The sequence below is a fragment of the Yoonia sp. JB2-21 genome (genome assembly GCF_055693545.1).
Genome location: NZ_JBVFUC010000001.1, coordinates 1,003,781 through 1,017,882, shown reverse-complemented (window position 1 = coordinate 1,017,882; position 14,102 = coordinate 1,003,781). Strand labels below are relative to the sequence as shown.

General features: G+C 56.7%; 12 protein-coding genes. 8 read left to right on the top strand and 4 right to left on the bottom strand.

Annotated elements, in window-relative coordinates:
• Positions 1-131: 131 nt before the first annotated feature.
• Both ACZ1G5_RS05110 and ACZ1G5_RS05105 read left to right on the top strand, forming a co-directional pair.
• A complete protein-coding gene (locus ACZ1G5_RS05110) occupies positions 132-794 on the top strand; it encodes an SDR family NAD(P)-dependent oxidoreductase (RefSeq protein ID WP_472731823.1) in 663 nt (220 codons plus the stop codon).
• On the top strand, positions 791-2,314 hold the full coding sequence (locus tag ACZ1G5_RS05105) for a cryptochrome/photolyase family protein (protein WP_472731822.1): 1,524 nt from the start codon (positions 791-793) through the stop codon (positions 2,312-2,314). Before ACZ1G5_RS05110 ends, ACZ1G5_RS05105 begins: the two co-directional genes overlap by 4 nt.
• A gap of 63 nt (positions 2,315-2,377) precedes the next feature.
• Here the strand turns inward: ACZ1G5_RS05105 and ACZ1G5_RS05100 are convergent, their stop codons facing one another.
• Entirely contained in the window at positions 2,378-3,784 is a 1,407-nt protein-coding gene (locus ACZ1G5_RS05100; protein WP_472734276.1) for an MORN repeat-containing protein, read from the bottom strand.
• Positions 3,785-3,930: 146 nt separating this feature from the next.
• Here ACZ1G5_RS05100 and ACZ1G5_RS05095 point away from each other — a divergent pair, with 146 nt between their 5' ends.
• The 6 genes from ACZ1G5_RS05095 (at position 3,931) to ACZ1G5_RS05070 (ending at position 10,309) form a co-directional block, all read left to right on the top strand.
• Positions 3,931-5,592 carry an NAD+ synthase gene (locus ACZ1G5_RS05095; protein ID WP_472731821.1) on the top strand — a complete coding sequence of 554 codons (1,662 nt, stop codon included), beginning with the start codon at positions 3,931-3,933 and terminating at the stop codon, positions 5,590-5,592.
• Complete coding sequence (locus ACZ1G5_RS05090) at positions 5,582-6,412, top strand: hypothetical protein (protein ID WP_472731820.1); 831 nt, start codon at positions 5,582-5,584, stop codon at positions 6,410-6,412. Before ACZ1G5_RS05095 ends, ACZ1G5_RS05090 begins: the two co-directional genes overlap by 11 nt.
• Positions 6,405-6,959, top strand: a complete 555-nt coding sequence (locus ACZ1G5_RS05085) for a hypothetical protein (RefSeq protein WP_472731819.1) — start codon at positions 6,405-6,407, stop codon at positions 6,957-6,959. Before ACZ1G5_RS05090 ends, ACZ1G5_RS05085 begins: the two co-directional genes overlap by 8 nt.
• Positions 6,946-7,374: a DUF1801 domain-containing protein gene (locus tag ACZ1G5_RS05080; protein ID WP_472731818.1), complete on the top strand. Its 429-nt coding sequence runs from the start codon at positions 6,946-6,948 to the stop codon at positions 7,372-7,374. Before ACZ1G5_RS05085 ends, ACZ1G5_RS05080 begins: the two co-directional genes overlap by 14 nt.
• Before the next feature lie 120 nt (positions 7,375-7,494).
• Positions 7,495-8,817 (top strand): glutamate--tRNA ligase, encoded by a 1,323-nt coding sequence (gltX, locus tag ACZ1G5_RS05075; RefSeq protein WP_472731817.1) that lies wholly within the window; start codon positions 7,495-7,497, stop codon positions 8,815-8,817.
• 88 nt (positions 8,818-8,905) lie between these two features.
• Entirely contained in the window at positions 8,906-10,309 is a 1,404-nt protein-coding gene (locus tag ACZ1G5_RS05070) for an MATE family efflux transporter (RefSeq protein ID WP_472731816.1), read from the top strand.
• On the opposite strand, the gene ACZ1G5_RS05065 is transcribed toward ACZ1G5_RS05070, so the two are convergent.
• From ACZ1G5_RS05065 to ACZ1G5_RS05055, 3 genes are read right to left on the bottom strand one after another with little or no spacing between them, the layout of a single operon-like run.
• Positions 10,280-10,834: a gamma-glutamylcyclotransferase gene (locus tag ACZ1G5_RS05065; RefSeq protein WP_472731815.1), complete on the bottom strand. Its 555-nt coding sequence runs from the start codon at positions 10,832-10,834 to the stop codon at positions 10,280-10,282. The two genes, ACZ1G5_RS05070 and ACZ1G5_RS05065, sit on opposite strands and share 30 nt — an antisense overlap.
• Positions 10,831-13,347, bottom strand: a complete 2,517-nt coding sequence (locus ACZ1G5_RS05060; RefSeq protein ID WP_472731814.1) for an ABC transporter permease — start codon at positions 13,345-13,347, stop codon at positions 10,831-10,833. The genes ACZ1G5_RS05065 and ACZ1G5_RS05060 overlap by 4 nt, the downstream gene beginning before the upstream one ends.
• Positions 13,344-14,036 carry an ABC transporter ATP-binding protein gene (locus ACZ1G5_RS05055; RefSeq protein ID WP_472731813.1) on the bottom strand — a complete coding sequence of 231 codons (693 nt, stop codon included), beginning with the start codon at positions 14,034-14,036 and terminating at the stop codon, positions 13,344-13,346. Before ACZ1G5_RS05055 ends, ACZ1G5_RS05060 begins: the two co-directional genes overlap by 4 nt.
• Positions 14,037-14,102: the final 66 nt, after the last annotated feature.

Here is a 14,102-nt window from a genome sequence, read left to right as displayed (position 1 = left end):
TCAACGCGGGAGTTTTTGCGATGATGCTCGACCAGCCTGACATCTGATGCAGCGTTGACCGGGCATCGCTGTTATCCGACTTGCCCCTTGGCGCACCGGCGCTAAATCCCGAAAGAATAAGGGAGAATTGCATGCGTGCGTTGGTAATTGGAGCAAGTGGCGGTATCGGCTCGGCAGTTTTCAAGCATTTGCAAGGCGACGGATGGAATGTCACAGGTCTGTCGCGGTCAATTGATGGCTTCGATGTCGGCAATGCCTCATCGGTTGAGCGGGGGATGACGCAACAGACCGGGTCTTTTGATCTGATCTTTGTCACTGTTGGTATCTTGGCCCCTTTGTGGGGCACCCCGGAAAAGAACTTGTCGGCGATCAAACCCGACGAAATGGCCCGCGTGCTGGCGGTCAATACGATTGGCCCTGCTTTGATTTTGCGGCATGCTGCGCGGCTGTTGCCAAAAGATAGGCGAGGTGTGATCGCAACGCTATCCGCGCGCGTTGGTTCCATTGGCGATAATCAGATCGGTGGATGGCATTCTTATCGTGCATCCAAGGCGGCGCTGAACCAGATCGTGCATGGCGCAGCAATTGAGTTGGGCCGTACCCATAAGCAATCTATCTGCGTATCGCTGCATCCTGGCACCGTTGAGACGAAGTTCACGCAAGATTATGCGGGGCGGCACAAGACAGTTCCTGCGATCGAAGCCGCCGCCAATCTGCTGGCGGTCATTGCAAAGCTGACCCCCGAACAATCGGGCGGCTTTTATGACTATGCCGGGCAGGAGATTGCGTGGTGAGGCTGGTTCTTGTTTTGGGTGATCAGCTGTCACCAAACCTCTCGGCCCTGTGTAAAACTGACAAAACGCAGGACGTCGTTGTCATGGCAGAGGTCAGGGATGAAGCCAGCTATGTGCCTCACCACCCCAAAAAGATCGCCTTTACCTTCTCTGCAATGCGCAAGTTTGCTGACAAGCTGCGCGATGAGGGTTGGACGGTCGCTTATTCTAGACTTGATGATGCTGAGAACTCTGGTTCAATCACGGGTGAACTGATCCGCCGCGCGGCTGAATATGATGCGGCTGGTGTGGTCTATACCGAGCCCGGAGAGTGGCGGTTGATCCAAGCTTTGGGCGAGATGCCGCTGAAGACCCATTGCCTGCCTGACACACGGTTTATTGCCAGCCATCAAGAGTTTGATGATTGGGCGGAGGGCCGCAAACAGCTGCGGATGGAGTATTTCTATCGCGAGATGCGCCGCAAGACGGGTCTTTTGATGGATGGTGATAAGCCAGAGGGGGGCAAGTGGAACTATGATCATGAAAACCGCAAACCTGCGCCAGATCAGGTCGACTATGCCGGACCGATGCAATTCACACCGGATGGCGTTGTAGAAGACGTTCTAGCGTTGGTCGGTGAGCGATTTGCCGACAATTTTGGTGATCTGGAGCCGTTTTGGTTCGCCACTGATACAGGGCAGGCCCGACAACATTTGGCGCATTGGCTGAAAGGCGGTCTGCCAAAGTTTGGCGACTTTCAGGATGCCATGCTCAACGATCATCGGTTTCTGTATCATGCGATTGTCGGGCTCTATCTGAACGCAGGTCTGCTTGATCCATTGGAGATTTGTCAAAAAGCTGAAGCGGCTTACCGTAATGGCGACGCGCCATTGAATGCCGTGGAAGGCTTTATTCGGCAGATTATCGGGTGGCGCGAATATGTGCGCGGCATCTACTTTCGAGAAGGGCCCGACTATATGGCGCGCAACGCCTTGGGTCATGATCGCGCACTGCCAGCGGTTTATTGGGGTGCCGCGACCAAGATGAACTGCATGGCTAAATCTGTGAACCAGACAAAAGAAGAAGCCTACGCACATCACATCCAACGGCTGATGGTGACTGGCAACTTTGCCCTCTTGGCGGGAATTGATCCTGCACAAGTTCACGAATGGTATCTGGCCGTTTATGCAGATGCCTATGAGTGGGTCGAGGCCCCCAATGTCATCGGGATGAGTCAGTTTGCCGATGACGGGATCATTGCATCAAAGCCCTACATTTCGTCCGGCAACTACATTCACAAAATGTCGGACTACTGCGGGTCCTGCGCCTACCGCGTGCAGGACAAGACCGGCAAGGATGCCTGTCCTTTCAATCTGCTTTACTGGCATTTCTTGGATCGGCACAGAGACCGTTTTTCCGGCAATCCGCGTATGGGCAATATGTACCGTGTTTGGGATCGGATGGACGAGATGCGCCGCGAAACCGTTCTGACGGAAGCAGACGATTTCTTGAAGCGGATGGATGCGGGCGACGCAGTTTAGGGCCGTGAAACAAAAAAGAGCTGGTCGCGCGACCAGCTCTTTCATCAAAGATAATGTCTCTTTTTATTCGGTATCGTTTGTCTCGGACACCAACGCACCGTCGGACCAGATGCCAATGCTCTCCTGTCCAGTGGCGTAGGTCATCTTGCCTTCGCCCTCGCGTCGGCCGCGCACAAAATTGCCTTCATAGACGTCACCGTTCGCATAGGTGGCAAGGCCCTCGCCGCTGATCTCGCCCTCTTGCCATGTGCCGACGTAGTTGAAGCCATCGGGCAATGTGATCTCGCCATCACCATTGCGTTGGCCGTTCAGGAATTCGCCGACGTATACCGTGCCATCAGCATAGACAGCACGACCCAGTCCGTTCCGTTGCCCTTCGGACCACTGGCCTTCGTAAACATAGCCATCGGCATAGGTCATCTTACCCTGACCGTGATTTTTGGCGTTCAGGAATTCACCTTCATACACCAGACCATTGACATAGGTGGCCACGCCAACGCCGTTGATCACGCCAGCCTCCCACGTGCCTTCATAGGTGGATCCGTCAGGATAGGTGATTGTGCCTGTGCCATCCGCCACGTCATTGACGAACGTCCCTGCATAGACAGAGCCGTCAGGATAGGTCACTTCGCCTTCACCCTCGATCTGGCCTTCGACCCATTCGCCAACATAGACGTAACCATCAGTTCCGCGGAATGTGCCAGTGCCATGACGGCGGTCATTTACAAAACTGCCTTCATAGGTGTCGCCGTTCGCATAGACGACAGAGCCTTCACCTTCGCGGCGGCCATCGATGAGCGCACCTTCGTAAACGTCGCCATTGGGTTGAGACAACGTGCCGACGCCCTGAATTTGGCCGTCAACCCACTCGCCGCTATAGACTAGACCATCCGCCATTGTCAGCGTTCCGATACCATCACGTTCGCCTGCTTTCAGGGTGCCTTCATATACGGCGCCATCTGGATAGGTAATTTTGCCTTCACCTTCTTTGGCGCCGTTGACCCACTCACCCTCGTAAATATAGCCGCCGGGGCTTGTCATGATGCCAACGCCGTTGTGTCGCGCTTGACGGAACTCACCCTGATAGACGACACCGTTTGCATATTCCGCGACACCTTGGCCGGTAATGTTACCGTCGACCCATTCGCCTTCGAAGGTGCCACCATCTGCAAATGTGATTCGACCCTGGCCTTCTGGTTTGCCAGCGACAAACGATCCTTCGTAGACTGACCCATTAGGAAAGCGGGCGATGCCTTGGCCGCGAATCTCGCCTTCAACCCATTCACCGGTATATTCATATCCGTTGGGGAGGCGATACGTCCCGGTCCCATCTTGCTTACCATCCACGAAGGTGCCTTCGTAGATACCACCGTCATCATATTGTTTTGTCTGGACTTCTTGTGCCGTCGCGCTGGTTGCAACACTCGTCGCTATCAGGGCAACAGCAACCCCTTTGGTTAGTCCAAACATCGTCATCGGTTTCTCCGTTCGCATCAAGATTTCCGCAGCTTATGGGAGGAGATGTCACCTGACAACGGTTAAGACCGCGCCACCGCAAACAGCTTTCCCCCGCGCCTCTTTCTGTTACATCAATGCCAAGGCTTTGGGACAAAACTATGACAAAAAAATTTCGCCTCACGATTGCTCAACTCAATCCGACTGTCGGTGATATCGCTGGGAACGCTGATCAGGCTCGTAAAGCATGGGCTGAAGGAAAAGCAGCAGGCGCCGATCTTGTTGCTCTGCCAGAGATGTTTCTGGTCGGCTATCAAACCCAAGATCTTGTCACCAAACCGGCATTCGTGGCGGACGCGATGGCGCAGCTGATGGCTTTGGCGCGTGATTGCGCTGACGGTCCTGCACTGTCGATTGGGGGTCCGATTATCGAAGATGAGCGTCTGTACAACGCTTATTTCACCTTGCGACAAGGCGAAATATTCGCGACCGCCCGCAAGCATTTCCTACCAAATTTCAATGTTTTCGACGAGGTTCGGCTTTTTAAAAGCGCAGATATCGCCGGGCCATATGCAATGAACAATGGTCCACGGATCGGCAATCCAATCTGCGAAGATGCCTGGTATCCTGATGTTTGCGAAGCAATGGTGGAAAGCGGATCCGAGATTCTCGTTGTGCCCAACGGCTCACCCTATTTCCGAGATAAATTTCCGATCCGTATGAACACAATTGTTTCACGCGTCATCGAAAACAATGTGCCGATTGTCTACATCAACATGATGGGCGCGCAGGACGACCAGATGTTTGACGGAGGTTCGTTCGTTCTGAACCGCGGGGGAAAACTGGCTGTTCAACTGCCAGTGCTTGAAACAGCCATTGCGCATGTCGATTTTGAGCTGACAGAGGAAGGCTGGACCGCGCTTGACGGTGAAAAAGCAACGCACCCTGATGCGATGGAACAGGACTACGGCGTTATGGTCCATGCGCTGCGCGACTATATGGCAAAGACTGGGTTCAAGAAGGTCCTGTTGGGTCTGTCGGGTGGCATAGACAGCGCGATTGTCGCCGCCATTGCAGTGGACGCGCTTGGGGCCGAAAATGTGCGCTGCGTTATGCTGCCATCAGAATATACCTCGCAAGGCTCGCTTGATGATGCGGCTAGCGCAGCGAACGCGCTGGGCTGCGCATACGACACCATCAGCATCGCCGGTCCGCGTGCGGCGGTGACCGAAGCCCTGGCCCCGCTTTTTGGTGGCATGGCCGAAGATTTGACAGAAGAAAACATCCAATCGCGTCTGCGGGGCCTCTTGCTGATGGCGCAATCCAACAAATTTGGCGAGATGCTTTTGACCACGGGCAACAAATCCGAAGTCGCAGTTGGCTATGCGACGATCTATGGTGATATGTCAGGTGGTTATAATCCGATCAAGGACATGTACAAAACCCGCGTCTTTCAAGCCGCGCGGTGGCGCAACGCGAACCATCGCGACTGGATGAATGGCCCGGCGGGTGAAGTCATTCCCGTTACGATCATCGACAAGCCGCCCTCTGCAGAGTTGCGGCCAGATCAACGCGACGACGACAGCCTGCCACCGTATGATGTGCTTGATGGGATCTTGATGATGTTGGTCGATCAAGAGGCGTCAGTCGCGGACTGTGTCGCGGCTGGTTTTGATCGTGATACCGTGAAACGGGTCGAGCATCTGATCTACATCAGCGAATACAAGCGGTTTCAATCGGCACCGGGGCCGCGTTTGTCGGACCGGGCGTTCTGGCTTGACCGGCGCTATCCAATCGTGAACCGTTGGCGGGATGACAGCTGAACCAGATTTTGTCCTTCACGGCAGGTTAAACGACGCGCTGGACGCGGCGCGTGGTCCAGCGCGGGTGCCAGAGGGCAAAGGTGGGCACGTCTTTGTTGACGGCACGCTGTACCGTATCCTTGATATCAAGACGCCGCTAAAGGGTGCGGCGGCCTTCGGCTATTCCGTCAACGAAAAGGAACTGATCCACCTCTGTGCGCATATCGATGTTGCCGCCCTTGGTTTTAAGGGCTTGCGCACGACCACCATCGAGCCTTTGCAACAGCTGGGTCGACTTGAAAGCCTGAGCTTATGGTGGGTGCAAAAGCTTGCAGATCTTTCGCCACTTCGCGATGTGCCACTCGAAGTCTTGGTGCTTGATGATATCCGATATGCGCAGGATATTTCTGCGGTAGGTGCTATTCCCACACTGCGCGCGCTGACCATCGCGGGCGGGATGAGCACCACCCAAATGGTCGAGACGTTGGAACCACTCACAAACTTGCCGCAGCTTAGCGAATTGCGCCTGTTGTCTGTGAAGTTAGGTAACGACAGCCTGCGCCCTCTGGCGCGCTGCAAAGCGTTACGCCATCTCAACCTGCCCAACACATTTCCAACGGAAGACTATGCCTATCTGCGGGCCAAATGCCCCGACCTGCGCTGCGCATCGCTTGCCGCTTATCAAAGCACCGGTTCGATTTTGCGCATTCACGAGGTCATGGTGACGGGCCGACGGAAACCATTCCTGAACAGCATCAAAGATGCGGCGCGGCTCGCCAAGTACCAAAATCAGTTCGACGCGCTTGTGGCAAAATACCAAGCAACGGGCTCCTGTGACTGACACGATCATCAAAGAGAACTACGTTCCTCGGCGGGCCGGTGGTGCGTTGCTGCTTCTGGTCGGGCTCCTTCTCACCGCGCCAGCATTGCTTGTGCTGCTGTCGGGGATTAACCGCTTTGGTGAAGCGGCAATGCTCCTGCCGGGACCGTTTCTGACGGCCCTTGGGCTTTGGGCGCTCTTTCCGCGTCATCCCCCCAGGACGCGTCTGCGGATCAGTGATGCGGCCATCACGATTGGGACCACGAACAAGACGATCGCGTTACAAGACATTATGCAGATCAAACACAACATGCCGGCGCTCTCAAAGCACTATCGGCTGACCTTTTTGACAGCGCGGCAGGAAACCCCTCTGGACGTGATCCATCTGACCCATGATGGGCGCGACATCATTAATCTGATTGGAATCAGGCTGGAAAGACAGGGCAAATTTCTCCACCAAGGCCGCACCGCCGTAGCGGGTGCGTTGACTGGCGTGTGGGAGGTCCGGTCGGGGACGCCCTTTGTGACAGACCCAAACCATGATAAGATGAGCCATGACAGAGAATAAAACAAAGGCGACGGACTATAGCGTCGCAGATTTTATCGCAGCTGTTGAACACCCTACGCGCCGCGCGGATGCCGAAACGCTTGATGCCATGTTTCGCAAGATCACCGGGTGGGAACCCAGAATGTGGGGGCCGACATTGGTCGGCTATGGCCAGTATCACTATGTCTATGACAGCGGACACAGCGGCGACTGTTTGGCCACCGGCTTTAGTCCACGCAAAGCAAACCTCGTGCTATATATCATGCCGGGCTATGCTGATTTTCAGCATGTTTTGGACCGCTTGGGTAAACACAAAAAGGGCAAGTCATGCCTCTACATCAATAAACTTGCCGATATTGATCTGGACGTGGTCGCAGAGATCATCCGCGCAGGCCTCGATGATCTGGCAACCCGGTGGCGGGTGACGCCAAGCTAGCCCTCCTTTTCTATGTCCAATCAAACTTCGGGGTCCGGGGCTGGCCCCGGTCCGGCATGGGCAAAACTGGACATCGCCCGCGTCTCATGGTCAAAGCCGGAGGAACCAGGAGACGCATCCATGACCACCACCAGATTCGCCCCATCACCCACCGGTTGGCTACATATAGGCAACCTGCGCGCGGCGCTTTTCAACTATGCCATCGCGCGCCAGCAAGGCGGCACGTTTATCCTGCGGATCGATGACACAGATGCAGAACGCTCCAAAGATGAATATATCGAAGGCGTCAAAGAAGACCTGACATGGCTCGGCTTCACATGGGATCGGGTCGAACATCAGTCCGCGCGGATGGAAAACTATCTTGCCGCCAAACAAAAGCTGATCGACATGGGGCGGCTTTACGAATGTTTTGAGACACCCGTCGAACTCGACCTCAAGCGCAAGAAGCAACTGAACATGGGCAAGCCGCCGGTTTATGACCGGGCGGGACTTGATCTGTCCGAGGACGAAAAGAACAGGCTGCGGGCAGAGCGAGGATCACATTGGCGCTTCAAGCTGGATCACAAACGGATCGAATGGACCGATGGGATCATTGGCGATATTTCGATTGATGCGGCCTCGGTCAGTGATCCGGTCTTGTTCAAGAACGACGGTCAAATCTTGTATACTTTGGCGTCGGTTGTAGATGACACTGAAATGGGTATCACAGACGTTGTGCGCGGCTCTGATCACGTCACAAACACCGCCACACAAATCCAAATGATCCAGGCGCTTGGCGGCGCGGTTCCGCGTTTCGCGCACCATTCCTTGCTGACCGGACCTCAGGGCGAGGCGCTGTCCAAACGCCTCGGCACACTCGCGCTGCGTGATTTGCGCAAGCAAGGGATCGCACCGCAAGCGATCTTGTCACTGATGGCACGTTTGGGGTCATCGGATCCGGTGGAACTGCGGGCCGATATCGCTGAGGTCGTTGCCAGGTTTGATATCAGCAAGTTTGGCTCGGCCCCCACAAAATTCGACGCCGATGATCTGATCCCGCTCACCGCCCGTCATTTTGCGACCCTCGCGTCCAGCGACGTGGCCGATGTTTTAACATCGGCTGGCGTACCAGAGGCGTTGCAAAACCCCTTCTGGAACGTCGTGCGCGACAATATCAGCAACTTGGATGAGGTCGCCACATGGTGGGCTTTGTTCCGCGACGGTGCCACGCCACTGGTTGACGAAGAAGACGTGGAATTTGTGGCGCAGGCCTTCGCCATGCTGCCGCCACTACCCTATACTGAACAGACATGGGGCGACTGGACATCGGCAGTCAAGGACGCGACAGGTCGGAAAGGCAAAGGCCTGTTCATGCCGCTGCGCAAGGCGGTCACCGGGCGACAGCGGGGGCCAGAAATGGCAGATGTGATGCCGCTGCTGCAAACAGCACCCAAGTTTGACTAGCCCAGCACGGAACGAAAAGTGCTTGAAATCCGCGTCGCGCCCTGTGCTCACTTGAAGGATCAGATCTCCAAGCAGGCTTATCAGCACCATGAGTGACGCCGACGCCCACGCCAAATTTACCCAAGGTAGCCTGTTCCGGCATATCTCGATTATGTCGCTGACGGCTTCCATCGGCTTGATGGCGGTCTTCCTTGTCGATTTTGTCGACATGATTTTTATCTCGATGTTGGGGAAAGCCGAACTTGCGGCAGCCGTTGGGTATGCAGGTGCGATCCTGTTTTTTACGACCTCTTTCGGGATCGGTATGGCGATTGCCGCAGGGGCTTTGGTCTCGCGCGCCCTTGGCGCAGGTCAGCCCGAGGAAGCACGCAGACGCGCCACAAATTCATTGATCTATGGCGTCATTTTCGGCGCAATCTTTGCCGCCATTGTTTGGTTCAACCTTGGGTATCTTGCGTCGCTGCTGGGGGCGAACGGCACGACACTTGATCTCGCGGTGCATTACTTGCAGATCATTGTGCCGTCGCTGCCGTTCCTAATGGTGGGCATGATTGGTGGCGCGATTTTGCGAGCACATGGCGATGCGCGCCGCGCCATGATGGCGACCATTTGGGGTGGCTTGGTCAACGCGGTCCTCGACCCCATTCTGATCTTCGGGTTGGACCTTGAGCTGACGGGTGCGGCAATCGCCAGTGTCTGTGCACGTATTGTGATTGCAGTCACCGCTTTGCTGCCACTGATACGCCACTATGAGGGCTTTGACCGGCCGACGCCGAATAGTCTCATGATTGATCTACGCCCAATCCTTGCCATTGCGGTTCCGGCGATCCTAACCCAGTTGGCAACACCCATCGGGCAGGCCTATGTCACCCGCGCGATGGCAGAGTTTGGGGAAGACGCTGTCGCTGGTATGGCGATTGTCGCCCGAATGACGCCTGTTGGCTTTGGCATCATCTTTGCCTTGTCCGGGGCGATCGGGCCCATCATCGGCCAGAATGCAGGTGCCGGTCTGAATGACCGTGTCCGCGGCGCGTTCCGTGAGGGACTGCTGTTTACCGGTATCGTTGTTGTCGTTGTTTCCGCGCTTTTCTTTCTTGCGCGTACGGCCATTCAAATGTTGTTCCAACTCGAAGATGGTTTGGCTTTGACGTTGGTATTCCTCTTCGCGGGCCCCTTGTCGCTGATGTTCTTTTTCAACGGTGTGATCTTTGTTGCCAACGCGGCCTTCAACAACCTTGGGCACCCGTTTTATTCGACCATGGTGAACTGGGGGCGGCATACGCTTGGCACAATCCCTTTTGTCCTTGTCGGTGCCGCATGGTTCGGTGCGCCGGGCGTTTTGATCGGTCAGTATCTGGGCGGGGCTGTCTTTGCGGTTGTCGCGATTATTCTGGCAGGCCGGGTCATGGCCAAGCAAGATGCAGGCACCACAGCCGCAGAGCCCTTTGCCCGTCAGGCGCGCCTATTTAGCCTTTTGCATCACCGCCGCTAGGTGACGGTCGACCAGATCACGTTCTGCGTGGCTCAGCTGCTGATGCCGGACATAGACCGGCTGAGCCCGGTCATTAAGAATGGGTGCGTTCCAACCGTCAGTCGTCTCAAAGAAATGGATCACACCGTCAATACCGAAGACCTGCAAATACCCTTGAACAACCACATCCAGATAGCTGAGCAGGATGGGGTGGGCATCGCCGCCGGCGATATGTTCGGGTTTGACTTGATAGACCGCTGTTGTCGCTTTGGCCCCCTCATACTGCACCGCCTCACTGATGTCGTTGCGCAGATAGGCCGCCTCGCGCTGGTCCAAAGCGATCCAGTCGGCGCCGGGGACCTGTGCGACAACGCCCTGAAGCGACGTGCTGTTGTCGGGGATTACCGACAAAAACGCCGCCTTGCGCAGATGCGTCCTTTGCCAGACCCGCCGCCAGCCCGGTAGGATGGCTTTGCGTGGATTGGCATAGTCGTGGGTGGACAGATTGACGAGGCTCCCATAGCCGAAAAATGCAGGATCACTCATTCGCGGGCCCGAAGAACCTGTGCCGGTTTGGCCGCCAGCGGTCGCCACGCAAATGCCAATCCAGCCAAAAGCGAAGCTGCAATGCCACCGCCGACAATCATCAATGCATTTGACCAGATGACCTGATAGTCCGTCTCCATGATAAATCGGGACACCGCCCAACCGCCCAAAATTCCGGCTCCCAAAGCGACGATGCCCGCCGCCAGACCCAAAATTGCGGCCCGCAAGGCAAAGCTGGCGATGATCCGGCGGCGTGATGCGCCCAACGTCTTAAGAACCGCTGATTCAAAGGTCCGCGCCCTTTCACCGGCCGCTGCTGCACCAACCAGAACAAGAAAGCCTGTCACCAGCGTGATCAGCGCGCCGTAACGGGTGGCGGCGGAAATACCACCCACCAGTTCGATCACTTGATCAATCGCGTCTCTGATCCGGATTGCGGTAATGTTGGGATATGCCGTTGCAAGATCGCGCAGGATCTCCGCTTCGGCCTCTTCTTGCGCATAGACGGTCGAGATCCAGCTGTGTGGCGCCCCTGCAAGTGCGCCCTGGTTCATCGCGAGGACAAACCCGATACCGGCATCCTCCCAGCTGACATCACGAAAGCTGGTCACCTCGGCGGTGATATCGCGACCCAAGACGTTGACCGTCATCATATCCCCAAGTTGCAGCCCCATCTCAGCCGCTTCTTCGGCAGCAAAGCTGATTTGCGGGGGACCGGCATAGTCTGCGGGCCACCATTCTCCGGCGGTGATTTCGGTGCCTGTTGGCTGGACGTCTGCATAGGTGATGCCGCGATCACCCTGCACAACCCAATGGCCGCCTGCCACCTCATCCGCTGGCTGACCGTTGATCTGCGTAATGATACCGCGCAGCATCGGCGCGGTATCAACGCGGCTGACGGCATCGTCCGTGTCGAGCCGTTCGCGGAAGCCCGCAATTTGGTCAGGCTGGATATCGACGAAAAAGTAACTTGGCGCCACATCGGGCAGGTCATTGGCGAAAGAGTTGCGCAGATTGCCATCAATTTGCCCCACGGCCGCCAGAACTGTCAGGCCCAACCCAAGTGACAGCACGACTGACGTTGCTTCACCACCGCGGGCACCGATGGATCCAAACGCCAATCGCAGGGCTGGGCGGCCGCGTGATGGTTTGCGTAGCCCGCGTGCGATCCAGCGGATGGTAAAGGCCGCAAGAACGAGAATTGCAAGCGCACCGGCGATGCCACCCGCTGTCCAAAGGGTCAGGTACACCGTTCCCGAAAACCAAATGGCTGCACCGATGAGGGTCGCCAGAAGTGCGGCGATTGCAAACAGATACCGCAAGCCCGGCAAGGTCGCGCTTGCCGAAAAAGCATCGCGAAACAGTGTCGCGGCGCGGATGTCTTCGGTTTTCGCGAGCGGCCACAATGTAAAGACAAGGGCGGCAAGCAGACCATAGACCGCAGCTTCGAACAACGGCGCGGGATAGAATGTGAAGACAGCGGGAATAGGCAAACGCGCCTCGATCAACGGGGCAAACAGGATCGGCAAACCTGCACCGAGCACCAGGCCGATGATGACGCCGACCAGCGTCAGAACGCCAACCTGAAGAAAATAGGTCTGGAAGATCACAGAGCGGGTGGCACCCAATGTTTTGAGTGTGGCAATGACGCTGGTTTTGCTGGCCAAGTAAGCGCGCACCGCCGCTGAGACACCAACGCCACCAACCGCCAATCCAGACAGTCCGACAAGGATCAGGAACGCGCCGATGCGGTCGACGAATTGCTCTACACCGCCAGCGCCGCGCCTGCTGTCCCGCCAGCGCAGCCCGCTGTCGCTGAACTCCGCTTCGGCTTGATCTTCAAGCGCCTGCAAGTCAGCACCTTGGGGTAAATCAAGGCGGTATTGCGTAGAAAAGAGCGTGCCTTCGATCAGCAATCCCGATGCGGCCAGATCGTCGGTCAAGACGACGGTGCGCGGCCCAAGCCCAAAGCCGCCGGCGGCGTTATCGGGATAGCGATCGAGGATTGCACGCAGTGTAAAGTCTTGTTCGCCTAGCCGAAACCTATCGCCGGGGACAAGAGCCAAGCGGTCAGCAAGCACGCGCTCCATCACGCCGCCCTTGTCAGACAACGCCTCTGGCAGAGAGATCGGGGGGTCAAGCGCGACAGTTCCGATCAGGGGGTAGAGGTCGTCAACAGCACGAATTTGCGTCAGGCCGCGTTCGCTATTGCCGTCCCGGTCAACCACCACCATCGAGCGGAAATCAACAGTTTCGGACACCCGTTCAGAGATGCTTTCTAACCACTCAAGCTCGGCATCGCGGGCGAACCGGTAGGTGAATTCCACCTCTGCGTCACCGCCAAGCAAGGCTGCACCATCGCGTTCGAGCCCGGCCGTGATCCCGGCCCGTACCGTGCCGACCGCTGCAATAGCGGCGACACCCAATGCCAGACAGGCAAGAAAGACGCGAAACCCGCGTAACCCACCACGCAATTCGCGGGCCGCAAAGCGGGATGCAATCACCAGGCTCATTCAGCTGCCTTTGCCGCAGGTGCCTCAACCCGGCCATCACGCAGACGCACAATGCGGTCACAGCGGCGTGCCAGTTCATTTGAATGGGTCACCATGATGAGCGTTGCACCATGACGGTCGCGCAGGTCAAAAAGCAGATCAATAATCGCGCGCCCGTTGGTTTCGTCCAGGTTACCGGTGGGTTCATCTGCAAGCAGGATTCGTGGGCGCGGGGCGGACGCCCGCGCAAGTGCCACACGCTGTTGTTCGCCCCCCGACATTTGATTGGGGTAGTGATCAATCCGGTCGGCAAGGCCCACGGCCTCCAACTCTGTCTCTGCGCGCGAAAATGCATCCTTGTCACCCGCCAGTTCCAGCGGCGTTGCGACGTTTTCCAATGCTGTCATTGTCGGGATCAGGTGGAAAGATTGGAACACTACCCCCATATTATCCCTACGAAACAGGGCAAGCTGGTCCTCGTTCATCGCGGTAAGGTCCTGGCCCGATGCCATGATCGTCCCCGATGTCGCCTGTTCCAGCCCGCCCATCAACATCAGGAGCGATGATTTGCCAGATCCACTCGGCCCTACCAGCCCCAGCGTTTCCTCGCGCGCGACATCAATAGAGATATCGTGCAGGATGTTGATGCGCCCTGCATTTCCGTCAAGCGATAGGCTGGCGTCAGTTATTGACAGAATGGGATCGGACATCAGGTGGGCCTCTGGTCAAGTCGCTGTCTTTGCATATGGGGCCATTTCGGGCGTCAGCAAGTTAGG

Excerpts from the sequence above, each read along its gene's own strand:
- ACZ1G5_RS05055 (WP_472731813.1), bottom strand. The coding sequence starts at position 14,036 with ATGTCCGATCCCATTCTGTCAATAACTGACGCCAGCCTATCGCTTGAC.
- ACZ1G5_RS05090 (WP_472731820.1), top strand. The coding sequence starts at position 5,582 with ATGACAGCTGAACCAGATTTTGTCCTTCACGGCAGGTTAAACGACGCG.
- ACZ1G5_RS05065 (WP_472731815.1), bottom strand. The coding sequence starts at position 10,834 with ATGAGTGATCCTGCATTTTTCGGCTATGGGAGCCTCGTCAATCTGTCC.
- ACZ1G5_RS05095 (WP_472731821.1), top strand. The coding sequence starts at position 3,931 with ATGACAAAAAAATTTCGCCTCACGATTGCTCAACTCAATCCGACTGTC.
- gltX (WP_472731817.1), top strand. The coding sequence starts at position 7,495 with ATGACCACCACCAGATTCGCCCCATCACCCACCGGTTGGCTACATATA.
- ACZ1G5_RS05100 (WP_472734276.1), bottom strand. The coding sequence starts at position 3,784 with ATGTTTGGACTAACCAAAGGGGTTGCTGTTGCCCTGATAGCGACGAGT.
- ACZ1G5_RS05080 (WP_472731818.1), top strand. The coding sequence starts at position 6,946 with ATGACAGAGAATAAAACAAAGGCGACGGACTATAGCGTCGCAGATTTT.
- ACZ1G5_RS05110 (WP_472731823.1), top strand. The coding sequence starts at position 132 with ATGCGTGCGTTGGTAATTGGAGCAAGTGGCGGTATCGGCTCGGCAGTT.
- ACZ1G5_RS05060 (WP_472731814.1), bottom strand. The coding sequence starts at position 13,347 with ATGAGCCTGGTGATTGCATCCCGCTTTGCGGCCCGCGAATTGCGTGGT.
- ACZ1G5_RS05070 (WP_472731816.1), top strand. The coding sequence starts at position 8,906 with ATGAGTGACGCCGACGCCCACGCCAAATTTACCCAAGGTAGCCTGTTC.